This is a genomic window from Ramlibacter sp., assembly GCF_035627355.1.
In the GTDB taxonomy this organism is placed as follows: domain Bacteria; phylum Pseudomonadota; class Gammaproteobacteria; order Burkholderiales; family Burkholderiaceae_C; genus Ramlibacter.
This window is the reverse complement of the sequence record NZ_DASPLW010000042.1, coordinates 1-16002: the sequence shown is the minus strand read 5'-3', so window position 1 is coordinate 16002 and position 16002 is coordinate 1. Positions and strand designations below refer to the sequence as shown.

The window sequence follows — 16002 nt, the reverse complement described above, 5'->3', positions numbered from 1 at the left end:
AGCGGAGCGGCTTATCCGTTCACCTGCCGGATCACCGTCGACTCCGAAGCCTTCGCCGCCGCGGGTGCATTCGTCTCCACCCAGCGCCTCACCCGCTCGGCATCGGCCAGCCGGCTCAGCTTCCCGGCCGAATCGAGGAACACCATGATCACCTTCCGGCCGGCCACCTTGGCCTGCATGATCAGGCACTGGCCGGCTTCGGAGATGTAGCCGGTCTTCTGCAGGCCGATCTCCCAGTCGGGGTTCTTCACCAGCCGGTTGGTGTTGTTGTACTGGAGCGTGCGATTGCCCACCGCCACTTCGTAGCCGGGCGAGGTGGTGTACTCGCGCAGCAACGGGTCCTGGTAGGCGGCGTTCGCCAGCGTGGCGAGGTCCTTGGCGCTGGACTGGTTGCGGCTGGACAGGCCGGTCGGCTCGACGTACTGGGTGTCCTTCATGCCCAGCAGGCGGGCCTTGGCGTTCATCAGCTGGACGAACACATCCAGACCGCCGGGATAGGTGCGGCCGAGCGCGTTGGCGGCCCGGTTCTCGCTGGACATCAGGGCCAGGTGCAGCGCCTCGCCGCGCGTCAGCCGGGTGCCCACGCGCAGGCGCGAGCGGCTGCCCTTCTCGGTATCCACGTCGTCCTGGGTGATCGTGATCTCTTCGTCCAGCGGCAGCTTGGCCTCGCTGATGATCAGGCCCGTCATCAGCTTGGTCAGCGAGGCGATCGGCAGCACCGCCTGCTCGTTCTTGGAGAACAGCACCTCGCTCGTGTCCTGGTCGATGACCAAGGCCACGCTGGACTTGAGGTCGAGGTCGTCGCGCGTGTCGTGCAGGCCGGCCAGGTGGCCGTAGGACGGACGCGGCGTCTGGGTGATCACCACCGAGCGGCGCTTCTTGCGGATAGTGGCCTTCGCCGTCTTGTGGGCCGAAGCGGTGCGCTGTTTCTTGGCGACCGTTTCCTTGCGCGTACCGGCGTCGGCCGTGACCGGAACCAGGGCGCAGACGATGAGGATTGCGGCGAACGACCGCAGGGCGCGAGTCCAGGTCCTGGGCAGGGCCATCGGCAAGGGGGGCTGCATCCGGTCTCCTTTTTTCGGCTCTTGTTTCAGGGCTGAGGGTCGATCCTGCAAAACTTACACAAGATCAACAACTTAGGCAAGAAACCTCAGCCGGGGCCGAATTATATGGACACAAACCTAACCTTGTGCAGCCACCCGATCAGCTTTACTTTGTAACTTGTTGAGAGCACTCAGGTAAGCCTTGGCCGAGGCCACCACGATGTCGGGATCGGCGCCCACGCCGTTGACCACCCGTCCGGAGTTCTGCAGCCGGACCGTGACCTCGCCCTGGCTCTCGGTGGAGCCGCTGATGGCGTTCACCGAATAGAGCACCATCTCGGCGCCGCTGCGCACGTGGCTCTCGATGGCCTTGAGCGAGGCGTCGACCGGGCCGTTGCCGTCGGATTCGCCGCGCACTTCCTGGCCGTTGGCCGTGAACACGACCACGGCGTGCGGCCGCTCGCCGGTCTCGCTGTGCTGGGCGAGCGAGACCAGTCGGTAGGTCTCCTGCTCGTGCGTGACCGCCTCGTCGCTGACAAGGGCCAGGATGTCCTCGTCGAAGATCTCGCTCTTGCGGTCGGCCAGTTCCTTGAACTTGGCGAAGGCGGCGTTGATGTCGGCCTCGCTCTCGAGCTGCACGCCCAGGTCCAGCAGGCGCTGCTTGAAGGCGTTGCGGCCCGACAGCTTGCCCAGCACGATCTTGTTGGCGCTCCAGCCCACGTCCTCGGCCCGCATGATCTCGTAGGTGTCGCGCGCCTTGAGCACGCCGTCCTGGTGGATGCCGCTGGCGTGGGCGAAGGCGTTGGCGCCGACCACCGCCTTGTTGGGCTGCACCACGAAGCCGGTGGTCTGGCTGACCATGCGGCTGGCCGGCACGATGTGCCGGGTGTCGATGTCGACCTCGAGCCCGAAGTAGTCCTTCCGGGTCTTGACGGCCATGACGATCTCTTCCAGCGAGCAGTTGCCGGCGCGCTCGCCCAGACCGTTGATGGTGCACTCCACCTGGCGCGCACCGCCGATCTTCACCCCGGCCAGCGAGTTGGCCACCGCCATGCCCAGGTCGTTGTGGCAGTGCACCGACCAGATCGCCTTGTCGGAGTTGGGGACGCGCTCGCGCAGGGTCCGGATGAAGTTGCCGTACAGCTCGGGCACGGCGTAGCCCACCGTGTCGGGCACGTTGATGGTGGTGGCGCCCTCGGCGATCACGGTTTCCAGCACCCGGCAGAGGAAGTCGATCTCGCTGCGGTAGCCGTCCTCGGGCGAGAACTCGATGTCGCCGCAGAGGTTGCGCGCGAACCGCACCGACAGCTTGGCCTGCTCCAGCACCTGCTCGGGCGTCATGCGCAGCTTCTTCTCCATGTGCAGCGGCGACGTCGCGATGAAGGTGTGGATGCGCGAGCGGGCGGCGCCCTTGAGTGCCTCGGCCGCACGGGCGATGTCGCGGTCGTTGGCGCGCGAGAGCGAGCAGACGGTGGAATCCTTGACCGCGTTGGCGATGGACTGCACGGCCTCGAAGTCGCCGTTGGAGCTGGCGGCGAAGCCCGCCTCGATGACGTCGACCTTCAGCCGCTCGAGCTGGCGCGCGATGCGCAGCTTCTCGTCGCGGGTCATGGAAGCGCCGGGCGACTGCTCGCCGTCGCGCAGGGTGGTGTCGAAAATGATCAGCTTGTCGGCCATGTCCTGGTTCCTCATTTCGCCGGCGCGAATTCCGCCTGCACCTGCCGGGCCTCGATCGCCCGGACCCGCTGCAGGCCGGAGACGATGGCCTTGAGCGAAGCGGACACGATGTTCGCATCCCGACCGACGCCGAACAAGGTGCGATCGCCCACCCGAAGCTCGAGGTAGGCCACGGCCTGCGCGTGCGCCTCGGCGCCGATCGCATGCTCGCGGTAGTCGAGCACCCGCACGGTCTCGCCGGTGGCGGCGGACAGGCCCTGCACGAAGGCATCGATCGGTCCGTTGCCGGTGCCCTGCAGCTTCAGGTTCCCGCCGGCCAGCGCCACTTCGGCGGCGATGGTGACGCGGCCGTCGTCGCCCTCCTCCAGCACCTGGTGGCGCAGCGAGGCGATGCTGCGCATGCCGTACTCGCGCTCGAACAGGTCGTGGATCTCGCGGGCGGTCAGTTCCTTGCCGCTGTCGTCCATCACCGCCTGCACCACCTGGCTGAACTCGATCTGCAGCCGCCGCGGCAGCTCCAGCCCGTACTCGGTCTCGAGCAGGTAGGAGATGCCGCCCTTGCCCGACTGGCTGTTGACGCGGATCACGGCCTCGTAGCTGCGGCCCAGGTCCTTGGGATCGAGCGGCAGGTACGGCATGTCCCAGATGTCGCCTTCGCGGCGCGCCGCGAACGCCTTCTTGATGGCGTCCTGGTGCGAGCCGGAGAAGGAGGTGTAGACCAGGTCGCCGGCGTAGGGGTGGCGCGGGTGCACCGGCAACTGGTTGCAGTGCTCCACCGTGCGGCGGATCTCGTCGATGTCCGAGAAGTCCAGCCCCGGGTCCACGCCCTGCGTGTACAGGTTCAGGGCGACGTTGACGATGTCGAGGTTGCCGGTGCGCTCGCCGTTGCCGAACAGGCAGCCTTCCAGTCGGTCGGCGCCGGCCATCACGGCGAACTCGCCGGCGGCGGTGCCGGTGCCGCGGTCGTTGTGCGGATGCACCGACAGCACGATCGAATCGCGCCGCGCCAGGTGGCGGTGCATCCACTCGATCATGTCGGCAAAAATGTTCGGCGTGGAGTGCTCCACCGTCGACGGCAGGTTGACGATGCACTTGCGCTGCGGCGTGGGCTGCCAGACCTCGGTGACGGCATCGACCACGCGCTTGGCGAACGCCAGCTCGGTGCCGGAGAACATCTCGGGCGAATACTCGAACACCCAGTCGGTGCCGGGCTGCCGGGCCGCGAGTTCGCTGAACAGCCGTGCCTGCGAGGTCGCCAGTTCCACGATGCCGTCCTCGTCCAGCCCGAGCACGACCTTGCGCATGACCGGCGCGGTCGCGTTGTACAGGTGCACGATGGCACGGCGGGCACCGCGCAGCGATTCGAAGGTGCGGCGGATCAGCGGCTCGCGCGCCTGCGTCAGCACCTGGATGGTCACGTCCGCGGGGATCAGGTCCTCCTCGATCAGGCGGCGCACGAAATCGAATTCGACCTGGGATGCCGACGGGAAGCCGACCTCGATCTCCTTGAAGCCGATCTTCACCAGGGTCTGGAACATGCGCAGCTTGCGCGGGATGTCCATGGGCTCGATCAGCGCCTGGTTGCCGTCGCGCAGGTCCACGCTGCACCACACGGGCGGGCGGCTCAGCACCGCGTCCGGCCAGATCCGGTCCTTCAGGCCGACCGGGGCGAACGGACGGTACTTGGCGGCGGGGTTCTTCAGCATGGACATGTGGTCTTTCGGTCAGGGTGGTGGACCAGCAGCCCCAAAAACAGAACGGCCCGCTGCTGGTGCATACGGGCCGTCGAGGTGGGTTTCTTGCGCGCGCGCTACCGTCTCCGCCCGTGGGGGATTAGGAGTAGGGCCAGCGCAATGCGGTTCATGGGCAACGAATGTAGCACAGGATGAGGACCGCGACCGCTTGGGGGCTTTCCTAGCGGTGCAGGCCGCGCTCGTCGGGTTCGTCGGTGGACGTGCTGATCACGCTGGTCTGCAGGCCCTTGGCCTTGCGCCAGCCATAGAGCGCGTAGCCGGAGAGGCCGTACACGCAGAACAGCACGAACAGCACCACGGGCGGGTCGATGTTGATGACGGCGATGCCCAGCGCGATCAGCACGATCACGGCGAACGGGACGCTCTTCTTCATCCCGATGTCCTTGAAGCTGTAGAACGGCACGTTGGTCACCATGGTCAGGCCGGCATACAGCGCGATGGCGAACATGGCCCACACCATCTCGTAGCCCTTGACGCCGTAGTCGTTCATCAGCCAGATGAAGCCCGCCACCAGGGCCGCCGCAGCCGGGGACGGCAGCCCCTGGAAGTAGCGCTTGTCGACCACGGCGGTGTTGACGTTGAAGCGGGCCAGGCGCAGGGCCGCGCAGGCGCAATAGACGAAGGCCGCGATCCAGCCCCAGCGGCCCAGTCCCTTGAGCGCCCATTCGTAGGCGATCAGCGCGGGCGCCGCGCCGAAGGACACCATGTCGGACAGCGAGTCCATCTGCTCGCCGAAGGCGCTCTGGGTGTTGGTCATGCGGGCCACGCGCCCGTCCAGGCTGTCCAGCACCATGGCCACGAACACGCCCACGGCGGCCATGTCGAAGCGCTGGTTCATCGCCATCACCACGGCATAGAAGCCACCGAACAGCGCGGCCAGCGTGAACAGGTTGGGCAGGATGTAGATGCCCTTGCGCCGGCGGCGCACCACGATGCCCTCCTCGGGGCTGTGGTCGGTGTGATCGGCGCCGTCGTGCATGGCGCAGAGTGTAAGCGCGGCGCCATGGCGGGTTCCGCCATGGCGTCGCCGCAGCGGGTTCAGGCCAGCCCGAACACCCCGTCCTCGGCGCGCACGCGTCCTTGCGCGACCAGCTCGTCGAGGTGCATCCGGATGCTGTTGCGCTCGGCACACTCGGCGTACGGAACGCTGAAGCCCGCCGGGTAGAGGATCCGGCGCTGCACCAGTTGCGCGAGGGTCTGCGGCCCCTCGCGCAGGTACCCCAGCAGGGTGTCGGATCGCTCGTCGATGCGGCGTGCGAAGCGGGCCAGCTGGTCGAGGAACTGCGCCCGCTCGACCAGCACGGCGCGGTGGTGCGAGGTCACCCACACACGGGCCTCGATGTCCGCCACCGCCTGCAGGCTGCGGCGGAAGGCCGCCAGGTCCGACGTGGCATCGCCGTAGTACGGCCCGAAACCGGTCAGGTCGATGTCGCCGATGAAGGCCAGTCCCTCGCTCTCCACCACCAGGGCGCAATGCCCGGCGGTGTGGCCGGGCAGGTGGTGCGCGCGGACGGTCACGCCGCCGCCCAGGTCCCAGCAGGCGCCGTCGGCATAGCCAATGGCGTCGGGTCGCGGCCGGTAGTCGAAATCACGCTCCAGCATGGGACGGAGCGCGGACAGCACCTCCTGCGGATAGCCGTAGTGCCGCGAGAGCCCTTCCCACGAGCGCGCGGCCTCCAGGTCGGCCTCGTGCACCTGGACCTGCGCGCGCGGCAGCCGGTGCAGCCCGGCCATGTGGTCCTCGTGCACGTGGCCGAGGATCACCAGGTCGATGGCATCGTCGAAGGCGGGTCCGATGCGGTTGGCGACCTGTGGCGTGTCGAAGGCGACCCGCATGTCGCTGCCGTGCACCAGCACCTGGTTGCCGTCGGGGTACTTGCCGGATTTGTCGCCCAGGAAGATGGAGACGGGGCCGAAGCGCAGCGATGGGTCCATGGTGGTTGGTCGGAACTTCAAGGAGGACTCTAGCAAGGCTCGTGACGACAAAAAGGGCGGCCTCTCGGCCGCCCCTTCCGGATCCCCGCCTTCGCGGGGATGGCCTTGCGCGCGGCCGGAGGCCGCTCGGCAAGGTCAGTTGCGCGTCTGGTCGACGAGCTTGTTCTTCTTGATCCAGGGCATCATCGCACGCAGCTTCTCGCCGACCACCTCGATCTGGTGTTCCGCCGTGAGGCGGCGGCGCGATTGCAGCGTCGGCGCGCCGGCGCGGTTCTCCAGGATGAAGCTCTTGGCGTACTCACCGGTCTGGATGTCCTTCAGGGCCTGGCGCATGGCGGCCTTGGTCTCCTCGGTCACGATCTTCGGGCCGGTGACGTACTCGCCGTACTCCGCGTTGTTGGAGATCGAGTAGTTCATGTTCGCGATGCCGCCTTCGTAGATCAGGTCCACGATCAGCTTGAGCTCGTGCAGGCACTCGAAGTACGCCATCTCGGGCGCGTAGCCGGCTTCCACCAGCGTCTCGAAGCCGGCCTTGATCAGCTCGACGGTGCCGCCGCACAGCACGGCCTGCTCGCCGAACAGGTCGGTCTCGGTCTCCTCGCGGAAGTTGGTCTCGATGATGCCGGCCTTGCCGCCGCCGTTGGCCATGGCGTACGACAGCGCGAGGTCACGCGCCTTGCCGCTCTGGTCCTGGTGCACGGCCACCAGGTGCGGCACGCCGCCACCCTGGCTATAGGTGCTGCGAACGGTGTGGCCGGGTGCCTTGGGCGCCACCATCCACACGTCGAGGTCGGCACGGGGCACGACCTGGCCGTAGTGCACGTTGAAGCCGTGCGCGAAGGCCAGCGAGGCGCCCTGCTTGATGTTCGGCTCGACCTCGGTCTTGTAGACCGTGGCGATCTGCTCGTCGGGCAGCAGGATCATGACCACGTCGGCCATCTTCACGGCCTCGGCCACCGCGGCGACTTTCAGGCCGGCCTTCTCGACCTTGGGCCAGGAAGCCCCGCCCGGGCGCAGGCCGACCACGACCTTGACGCCGCTGTCGTTCAGGTTCTGCGCGTGCGCATGGCCCTGCGAGCCGTAGCCGATGATGGCGACGGTCTTGCCCTTGATCAGGCTCAGGTCGCAGTCCTTGTCGTAGTAAACCTTCATGGTCTCTCCAGGTTGGATACAGGGGGGAATGGGGACTAGACGCGGAGCACCCGCTCGCCGCGGCCGATGCCGCTGGCGCCGGTGCGCACGGTCTCGAGGATGGCGCTGCGGTCGATGGCCACCAGGAACGCGTCGTTCTTGGACTGGTCGCCCGTCAGCTCGATGGTGTAGCTCTTCTCGGTGACGTCGATGATGCGGCCGCGGAAGATGTCCGCCATGCGCTTCATCTCCTCGCGCTCCTTGCCGACGGCGCGCACCTTCACCATCATGAGCTCGCGCTCGGTGTAGGCGCCTTCGGTCAGGTCGACCACCTTGACCACCTCGATCAGTCGGTTCAGGTGCTTGGTGATCTGCTCGATCACGTCGTCCGAACCGGTGGTCTGGATCGTCATGCGCGACAGCGACGGGTCTTCCGTCGGCGCCACGGTCAGCGATTCGATGTTGTAGCCGCGGGCCGAGAACAGGGCGACCACGCGGGAGAGTGCGCCGGGTTCGTTCTCCAGCAGCACGGCGATGATGTGTTTCATGTGCGATTCCTCTTCTCGCCGCCCTCCCCCGGTGCCGGTAAGCGCCGGGCTTGGCGGTCAATAGATTCGTCTCGGGCCCGCCGGGGCGGGAAATGCGCCGTCCCCGCCTGCGCGGAGGCGACGGGTCGACTTACAGGTCCTCGCTCCCCAGCAGCATCTCGGTGATGCCCTTGCCCGCCTTGACCATCGGCCAGACGTTCTCGGTGGGGTCGGTGCGGAAGTCCATGAAGACCGTCCGGTCCTTGAGCTTGCGCGCCTCGCGCAGCGCCGGCTCCACGTCCTGCGGCTTCTCGATCAGCATGCCCACGTGGCCATAGGCCTCGGCCAGCTTCACGAAGTTGGGCAGCGCGTCCATGTAGCTGTGGCTGTAGCGGCCCTCGTAATCGAGTTCCTGCCACTGGCGCACCATGCCCAGGTAGCGGTTGTTCAGCGAGATGATCTTGATCGGCGTGTTGTACTGCAGGCACGTCGACAGTTCCTGGATGCACATCTGCACCGAGCCTTCGCCGGTGATGCAGTACACCTCGGAGTCGGGCTTGGCGAGCTTGATGCCCATCGCGTACGGGATGCCCACGCCCATGGTGCCAAGGCCGCCGGAGTTGATCCAGCGCCGCGGCTCGCGGAACTTGTAGAACTGCGCAGCCCACATCTGGTGCTGGCCGACGTCCGACGTGATGTAGGTGTCGACGTCCTTGGTCAGCTTCCAAAGCGTCTCGATCACGTGCTGCGGCTTGACCACGTCCTTGTTGGCGCGGTCGTACTTCAGGCAGTCGCGCTTGCGCCAGCCCTCGATCGTCTCCCACCAGCCCGCCAGCGCCTGTGCGTCGGGCTTCTGGCCGGACTCGCGGATGTTCGCCACCAGGTCCGCCAGCACGTCCTTGACATCGCCGACGATGGGCACGTCCACCTTCACCCGCTTGGAGATGCTGGAGGGGTCGATGTCGATGTGGATGATCTTGCGCTCGGCCGAGCCGAAGTGCTTGGGGTTGCCGATCACGCGGTCGTCGAAACGCGCGCCCACGGCCAGCAGCACGTCGCAGTTCTGCATGGCGTTGTTGGCCTCGAAGCTGCCGTGCATGCCCAGCATGCCCAGGAACTTCGGGTCGGTGCCGTCGATCGAGCCCAGGCCCATCAGCGTGTTCGTGCACGGATACCCCAGCAGGTCGGCCAGCGCGCGCAGTTCGGCGGTGGCGTTGCCCAGGATCGCGCCGCCGCCGGCGTAGATGTAGGGCCGCTTGGCCGTCATCAGCAACTGCACCGCCTTGCGGATCTGGCCGCCGTGCCCCTTGCGGACCGGGTTGTACGAGCGCATCTCGATCTTGTCGGGATACCCGGTGTAGGACGTCTTGTTGAAGGAGACGTCCTTGGGGATGTCCACCACCACCGGCCCGGGGCGGCCGCTGCGTGCGATGTGGAAGGCCTTCTTCATCACCGCGGCGAGGTCGCGCACGTCCTTGACCAGGAAGTTGTGCTTGACCACCGGCCGCGTGATGCCGACGGTGTCGCACTCCTGGAAAGCATCCAGGCCGATGGCCGCGGTCGGCACCTGCCCGGTGACGATCACCATCGGGATGCTGTCCATGTACGCGGTGGCGATGCCCGTGATGGCATTCGTGACGCCGGGACCCGAGGTGACCAGCGCGACGCCCACTTCGCCGGTGGCCCGCGCATAGCCGTCGGCGGCATGCACCGCCGCCTGCTCGTGCCGCACCAGCACGTGCTGGATGCCGTCCTGCTTGTACAGCGCGTCGTAGATGTGCAGCACCGCGCCGCCGGGATAGCCCCAGACGAACTTGACGCCTTCGGCCTGCAGCGCGCGCACCATGATCTCGGCGCCGCGCAGTTCGGTGGGTGTATGGGGTTCGGCGCCGGTACCGGCGGCCGCCGCGGAGGTGATCTCCGCCTTCGAGATTTCCATGATCAACCTTTCGGGCTTCGGGAACGAAAGACCAGTTGGGTGCCCCTTCGCGAACTCTCGTGAAGCCGCGTCCGGACTTTGAACCCTGGGACCATGGACGGGCCGATCGCGCCGCCGGATCCGGGCTCGTTTGCCTGTGACCTGCAGCGCGCATTATGTCACCGCGGCGAGCCGCAGCCCAACTGGATGACCCCGGTGCCATAATCCCCGCCGCCTCGACCACCCCGACGGCGAGCCGCTGCGCCCCGAAAGGCCCTCCGCCCCTTGGCCACCGAACGAGAACTCTCCGACTTCCTCAAGAGCGTCGAAAAGCGGGCCTTCAAGCGCTCCGTCTATCACGTGCGGGACGAGGAGGCGGCGCTGGACATCGTGCAGGAAAGCATGATGAAGCTGGCCGAGCACTACGGCGACAAGCCGGCGGCCGAGTTCCCCATGCTGTTCCAGCGCATCCTCTCCAACTGCACGCTGGACTGGTTCCGCCGCCAGAAGACGCGCAATGCGCTGTTCTCCAACCTGAGCGACTTCGAATCGGCCTCGGACGACGGCGATTTCGACCTGCTGGAAACTTATGCCGCGCTGGAGGGTTCCCAGCAGTCGGAGAGCGCCGAGGATGCCAGCCGCCGGGCCGAGGTGCTGAGGGAGATCGAAGCGCAGGTCAAGGCCCTGCCCCCCCGTCAACGCGAGGCTTTTCTCATGCGTTATTGGGAGGACATGGACGTGGCCGAAACGGCCGCCGCCATGGGCTGCTCCGAGGGAAGCGTCAAGACGCACTGCTCCCGGGCGGTCCAGGCCCTCAGCAAGGCACTGAAGGCAAAGGGATTACAACCATGAAAGACGTCTCCACCCTGGCCTTGGCCCAGGCCCGCCAGGACCAGTTCGGCCGCCGGGTTGCCGCCCGTCTCGACACCGCCGCGGCCGAGTTGCCCCGCGACATCACCGAGCGCCTGCGCGCCGCGCGCGAACAGGCCCTGGCGCGGCGCAAGGCCCCCGCTCTCCAGCCTACGCGCACGGTCTCGGCCGCCGGCAATGGCCAGGCCGCGCTGCGCGGGCCCGATCGCATCCGCCTCTGGCAGCGCGTGGCACTGGCCCTGCCGCTGGTCGCGCTGGTGGCCGGCCTGGTCGCCATCCAGGTCGTGCAGGACGATAGGCGCGCGCGCGAAGTGGCCGAAGTCGACGCCGACCTCCTCACCGACGACCTGCCGCCCGCCGCCTACGCCGACCCGGGCTTCGTCCAGTTCCTCAAGTCCAGCCTCTGATGCCGGGGTCGCGAGTGCATTTCCCGCGTTCCGGCCCAGGCGCCGCACTGCCCCGGCTGCGCCGCGCCGCGGGCATGCTCGTCCTGGCGTTCGCCGGCAGCCTGGCGCTGCACGGGACGGCCGCGCAGGCCAACCCGCCGCCCGGGGCTGCTGCGCCCGCGCAAGCGGCCACCGCCAAGACGCCCGGTACCCGGGTCGCCCAGGCCGGCAGCGGCCGGGCCGGCGCGGAGCGACGTTCGGGCTGGGCCGACCTCAGCCCCAAGCAGCAGCAGGCATTGCAGCCGCTGGCCGGCGCCTGGCCGACGCTGAGCGAAGCGCAGAAGCGCAAGTGGATCGCCCTTTCCCGCAATTACCAGCGCATGGCGCCGCAGGACCAGGCGCGCCTGCACAGCCGGATGACAGACTGGGTGGCCCTGAGCCCGCACCAGCGCACCCAGGCGCGGCTGAACTTCGCCGAGACCAAGGGCCTGTCGGCCGACGACAAGAAGGCCAAGTGGGAGGCCTACCAGGCCCTCTCGCCCGAGGAAAAGCGCAAGCTGGCGGCCGGCGCGCCGGCGCGCACCCCGCCGGCCGCAGCCGCCCTCAAGCCGGTGCCGGCCCAGAAGCTCGCCAAGGTGCCGCGCCCCCCTCGCAAGTCCCGGAAGGCGCCACCGGCGGAGGCGCAGCCTGCGTCGCCGGTTCCGGCCAACCCCGACTAGCATCCCGACGATGACGCACGCGCCGGTCCCGTCCGGCGGCACGGCCATTCCTTCGCCTGCCGCCCCCGATCTCACTGCCCCCTCGCTGCGCCGTCGCATGGCCTGCTGGGTCTACGAAGGCATGCTGCTGTTCGCCGTCGTCTTCGTCGCCGGCTGGTTGTTCAGCACGCTGGGCCAGGTCCGCAGCGGCATGGACGAGCGGCGCCCGCTGCTGCAGGCCTTCCTGTTCGTGGTCTTCGGGATCTACTTCTCGTGGTTCTGGAGCCGCGGGCAGACGCTGGCCATGAAGACCTGGAACATCCGCGCGGTCGATGCGGCCGGCCGCCCCCTGACCCAGGGCCGCGCCCTGGTGCGCTACCTGTGCAGCTGGCTGTGGTTCCTGCCGCCGCTGATCGCGCTGGCGCCCTTCCATCTCGGGCTCGGCGAGTACGCCGTGGTGGTCTTCGGCTGGGTGGCGGTATGGGCGCTGCTCAGCCGCTTCCATCCGCAGCGGCAGTTCTGGCACGATGCGCTGGCCGGCACGCGGCTGGTTGCGGTGCCGCCCACGTCGGGCGGCAGGTCACGCGGCTCATAGACAATCGGGACCCATGTCCCAGCCGTTGCACGCTTCCGATTCCGCTTCCGCCAGCACCCCGCCCTTCTCGATCTGCGTGTACTGCGGCTCCCGATCCGGCGTTGCCGCCGCCTTCGTGCACGCCGCACGCGAAGTGGGCCACTGGATCGGCTCACGCGGCGGCCAGCTCGTCTACGGCGGCGGCAACGCCGGGCTGATGGGCGTCGTGGCCGACGCGACGCTCGCGGCCGGCGGCACCGTGATCGGCGTGATCCCGCAGGCCCTGGTGGACAAGGAATTCGCCAAGCGCGACTGCACCGAGCTGCACGTGGTGGACAGCATGCACGACCGCAAGCGGCTGATGGCCGAACGCGCCGGTGCCTTCCTGGCACTGGCCGGCGGCATAGGCACGCTGGAGGAACTGTTCGAAGCCTGGACCTGGAGGCAGCTCGGCTACCACGCCAAGCCGGTGGGCATCCTGGATACGGATGGCTACTATGGCCCGATGCTGGCGTTCCTGCGCAGCAGCGTGGCCCACGGGTTCATGAACGACTGGCAGATGGACCTGGTGCGCATCGGCAGCGAGCCGGATGCGCTGCTGCAGGCCCTGGTGGCGGAGTCCACGCCGGCGTCGGCGCAGGACCTGTCGCAGATCTAGCTCAGACGGCGGACTCGTCCGTCTCGCCGGTGCGGATGCGCACCACCTTCTCGACGCTGGTGACGAAGATCTTGCCGTCGCCGATCTTGCCGGTGCGCGCGGCCTTGACGATGGCATCGACGCAACGCTCGACGTCCTCGTCCTTCACGACCACCTCGATCTTCACCTTGGGCAGGAAGTCCACCACGTACTCGGCGCCGCGGTACAGCTCGGTGTGGCCCTTCTGCCGACCGAAGCCCTTGACCTCGGTGACCGTCAGCCCGGTGACGCCGCACTCGGCGAGGCCCTCGCGCACCTCCTCGAGCTTGAAGGGTTTGACGATGGCGGTGATCTGTTTCATGTAGCCTTTCATGCTCCCTCTAGGAGCCGAACTTCCCGGTAATAGGATAGCGCCAATCCTTGCCGAAGCCCCGGTGCGTGACGCGGATGCCGACCGGTGCCTGTCGGCGCTTGTACTCGTTGATCCTCACCAACCGCGCGACCCGCTCGACCATCGCGCGGTCGAAGCCCTCGGCCACGATCTGCTCCACGCCCTCGTCCTCCTCCATGTAGCGCGAGAGGATGGCGTCGAGGACCTCGTACGGCGGCAGGCTGTCCTGGTCGACCTGGTCCGGCCGCAGCTCGGCGCTGGGCGGGCGGGTGATGATGCGGTCGGGGATCGGATGCGCGCCGGTGCCGTAGGGGTCGTTGGCGTTGCGCCAGCGCGCCAGCGCGAACACGCTGGTCTTGAGCACGTCCTTGATCACCGCGAAGCCGCCGGCCATGTCGCCGTAAAGCGTGCAGTAGCCGGTGGCCATCTCGCTCTTGTTGCCGGTGGTCAGCACGATGCTGCCAAACTTGTTGGACAGCGCCATGAGCAGCACGCCGCGGATGCGGGCCTGGATGTTCTCCTCCGTGGCGTCCTCCGGCAGCCCCTGGAACTCCCCGGCCAGCGCGGCCTTGAAGGCCTCGAACTGCGGCACGATGGAGATCTCGTCGTAGCGCACGCCCAGCCGGGTGGCCATGTCGCGCGCGTCGATCCACGAGATGTCGGCCGTGTACGGCGACGGCATCATCACCGCGCGCACCTTGTCCTTGCCGAGCGCGTCCACGGCGATCGCCAGCACCAGCGCGGAATCGATGCCGCCCGACAGCCCCAGCAGCACCCCCGGGAAGCCGTTCTTGGTGACGTAGTCGTGCACGCCCAGGACCAGCGCATCCCAGAGCTCGGCTTCGGGTTCCCGCGCCGGCGCCATCGGCCCATTCAGCACCAGCGCATCGGGCGCACCCTCGACATTCACCGTGAACAGGTCCTCGCGGAACGAGGGCGCGCGGCCGGCCAGCGTGCCGTCGGCCGCCAGCGCGAACGACCCGCCGTCGAACACCACCTCGTCCTGGCCGCCCACCAGGTGGGCGTAGACGATAGGCAGCCCGACCGCCTGGGCACGTTCGGCCATGCGGGCGATCCGTTCGCCGCCCTTGCCCATGTGGAAGGGCGACGCGTTGATCACGGCCAGCAATTGCGCGCCCGACTCGGCGGCCAGCTGGGCCGGCTCCTCGAACCAGGCGTCTTCGCAGATGAGCAGGCCCACGTTCAGGCCCTCGACCTGGAACACGCAGCTGCCGCGGCCGGGCGTGAAGTAGCGGCGCTCGTCGAACACCTGGTAGTTTGGCAGCTCGCGCTTGGCGTAGGTCTCCAGCACCTTGCCCTCGCTGAGGACGCTGGCGGCATTCAGCCGCCGCTGCACCTGCACCGACCGGCTGCGCACGTCGCCGCCCACCGGATGGCCGACCACGACGTGCAGCCCCTTCAACCCCGCGAGTTCGCGGGCCACGGTTTTGACGGCATCATCGCAGGCGGCGATGAACGCAGGCCGCAGGAACAGGTCCTCGGCCGCGTAGCCGCAGATGGAGAGCTCGGGCGTGAGGACCAGCCGCGCGCCGTCCTGGTAGGCCTGCCGGGCGGCCTCGACGATCCTGCGGGCGTTGCCGGGCATGTCGCCCACCACGAAGTTGAGCTGGGCGGTACAGATCCGGAGGGCCATGTCAGCAGTGCGAAAACAGCCGGACGATTATGTCATTCGACTCCTCGCCACGCCGGGCGAAGCGCCCCGCGAGGACTGGAACGAACTGCTCGCGGCGCAGGACCAGCCGACCCCCTTCATGCGGCACGAGTACCTCGCCGCGCTGCACGACAGCGCCAGCGCCACGGCGGCCACCGGCTGGGAGCCGGCCTTCGTCACGCTGTGGCGCGCCGGCACGCTGCAAGCGGCCTGCGCCTTCCACCTGAAGGCGCATTCCTATGGCGAGTACGTGTTCGACTGGGCCTGGGCCGATGCCTATCACCGTCATGGCATCGCGTACTACCCGAAGCTCCTTTCGGCAGTGCCATTCACGCCCGTATCCGGATGCCGGCTGCTGGCCGCGACGCAGGAAGCGCGTGACACCTTGTTGCAGGGTGCGCTACAGCTCGCACGGGACCTCAAGGTGTCGTCGCTGCATTGCCTCTTTCCGACCCGGGACGAAGCCGCCGTGATGGTGGCTCACGGCATGATGCCGCGCACCACCGTTCAGTTTCACTGGGAAAATCGCGGCTATGCGGATTTCGGGCAATTCCTGGCTGGCTTCAGCCATGACAAGCGCAAGAAAGTCAGGCAGGAGCGCCGCAAAGTGCTGGACGCAGGGATTCGCTTCAAGTGGCTGGAAGGCGATGACATCCGCGAACGCGACTGGGCATTCTTCGAGCGCTGCTACCGGCAGACTTACCGTGACCACCACTCCAGTCCGTACCTCACTTTGGAGTTTTTCTGCCGCATCGGCCGCGCCCTGCCCCGGCACATGGTGCTGATTCT

General features: G+C 67.8%; 16 protein-coding genes. 6 read left to right on the top strand and 10 right to left on the bottom strand.

All coding sequences use genetic code 11. The features are described 5' to 3' along the window. Window positions 1–11: 11 nt before the first annotated feature. From pbpG to VEC03_RS10815, 8 genes are all read right to left on the bottom strand, one after another. Window positions 12–1064: a D-alanyl-D-alanine endopeptidase gene (gene pbpG, locus VEC03_RS10850; protein WP_324915131.1), complete on the bottom strand. Its 1053-nt coding sequence runs from the start codon at window positions 1062–1064 to the stop codon at window positions 12–14. 117 nt (window positions 1065–1181) lie between these two features. Then, window positions 1182–2720 carry a 2-isopropylmalate synthase gene (locus VEC03_RS10845; protein ID WP_324915129.1) on the bottom strand — a complete coding sequence of 513 codons (1539 nt, stop codon included), beginning with the start codon at window positions 2718–2720 and terminating at the stop codon, window positions 1182–1184. Between the two features lie 11 nt (window positions 2721–2731). Beyond that, window positions 2732–4426 (bottom strand): 2-isopropylmalate synthase, encoded by a 1695-nt coding sequence (leuA, locus tag VEC03_RS10840; RefSeq protein ID WP_324915179.1) that lies wholly within the window; start codon window positions 4424–4426, stop codon window positions 2732–2734. A gap of 208 nt (window positions 4427–4634) precedes the next feature. Further along, window positions 4635–5453 carry a CDP-diacylglycerol--serine O-phosphatidyltransferase gene (pssA, locus tag VEC03_RS10835; RefSeq protein ID WP_324915127.1) on the bottom strand — a complete coding sequence of 273 codons (819 nt, stop codon included), beginning with the start codon at window positions 5451–5453 and terminating at the stop codon, window positions 4635–4637. Between the two features lie 59 nt (window positions 5454–5512). Next, window positions 5513–6409, bottom strand: coding sequence for an MBL fold metallo-hydrolase (locus VEC03_RS10830; RefSeq protein ID WP_324915126.1), 897 nt, complete (start codon window positions 6407–6409; stop codon window positions 5513–5515). Between the two features lie 135 nt (window positions 6410–6544). After that, on the bottom strand, window positions 6545–7561 hold the full coding sequence (ilvC, locus tag VEC03_RS10825) for a ketol-acid reductoisomerase (RefSeq protein WP_324915123.1): 1017 nt from the start codon (window positions 7559–7561) through the stop codon (window positions 6545–6547). Between the two features lie 35 nt (window positions 7562–7596). After that, a complete protein-coding gene (ilvN, locus tag VEC03_RS10820) occupies window positions 7597–8088 on the bottom strand; it encodes an acetolactate synthase small subunit (RefSeq protein WP_324915121.1) in 492 nt (163 codons plus the stop codon). Between the two features lie 130 nt (window positions 8089–8218). Beyond that, window positions 8219–10006 carry an acetolactate synthase 3 catalytic subunit gene (locus VEC03_RS10815; RefSeq protein WP_324915119.1) on the bottom strand — a complete coding sequence of 596 codons (1788 nt, stop codon included), beginning with the start codon at window positions 10004–10006 and terminating at the stop codon, window positions 8219–8221. Between the two features lie 264 nt (window positions 10007–10270). On the opposite strand from VEC03_RS10815, the gene VEC03_RS10810 reads away from it, so the two are divergent. The 5 genes from VEC03_RS10810 to VEC03_RS10790 all read left to right on the top strand — a co-directional run bounded on the left by VEC03_RS10810 (window position 10271) and on the right by VEC03_RS10790 (window position 13171). Continuing rightward, on the top strand, window positions 10271–10837 hold the full coding sequence (locus VEC03_RS10810) for an RNA polymerase sigma factor (protein ID WP_324915117.1): 567 nt from the start codon (window positions 10271–10273) through the stop codon (window positions 10835–10837). Further along, window positions 10834–11262 carry a DUF3619 family protein gene (locus VEC03_RS10805; protein ID WP_324915114.1) on the top strand — a complete coding sequence of 143 codons (429 nt, stop codon included), beginning with the start codon at window positions 10834–10836 and terminating at the stop codon, window positions 11260–11262. The genes VEC03_RS10810 and VEC03_RS10805 overlap by 4 nt, the downstream gene beginning before the upstream one ends. A gap of 74 nt (window positions 11263–11336) precedes the next feature. Beyond that, entirely contained in the window at window positions 11337–11960 is a 624-nt protein-coding gene (locus tag VEC03_RS10800; protein ID WP_324915112.1) for a DUF3106 domain-containing protein, read from the top strand. 10 nt (window positions 11961–11970) lie between these two features. Continuing rightward, complete coding sequence (locus VEC03_RS10795) at window positions 11971–12534, top strand: RDD family protein (RefSeq protein ID WP_324915110.1); 564 nt, start codon at window positions 11971–11973, stop codon at window positions 12532–12534. Window positions 12535–12547: 13 nt separating this feature from the next. Then, a complete protein-coding gene (locus VEC03_RS10790; RefSeq protein ID WP_324915108.1) occupies window positions 12548–13171 on the top strand; it encodes a TIGR00730 family Rossman fold protein in 624 nt (207 codons plus the stop codon). Between the two features lies 1 nt (window position 13172). On the opposite strand, the gene VEC03_RS10785 is transcribed toward VEC03_RS10790, so the two are convergent. Then, window positions 13173–13511, bottom strand: coding sequence for a P-II family nitrogen regulator (locus VEC03_RS10785; protein WP_324915107.1), 339 nt, complete (start codon window positions 13509–13511; stop codon window positions 13173–13175). Between the two features lie 19 nt (window positions 13512–13530). Then, on the bottom strand, window positions 13531–15195 hold the full coding sequence (locus tag VEC03_RS10780) for an NAD+ synthase (RefSeq protein WP_324915105.1): 1665 nt from the start codon (window positions 15193–15195) through the stop codon (window positions 13531–13533). Here VEC03_RS10780 and VEC03_RS10775 point away from each other — a divergent pair. Next, window positions 15194–16002, top strand: an 809-nt coding sequence (locus tag VEC03_RS10775; protein WP_324915103.1) for a peptidogalycan biosysnthesis protein, incomplete at its 3' end; no start/stop codon positions are given. The two genes, VEC03_RS10780 and VEC03_RS10775, sit on opposite strands and share 2 nt — an antisense overlap.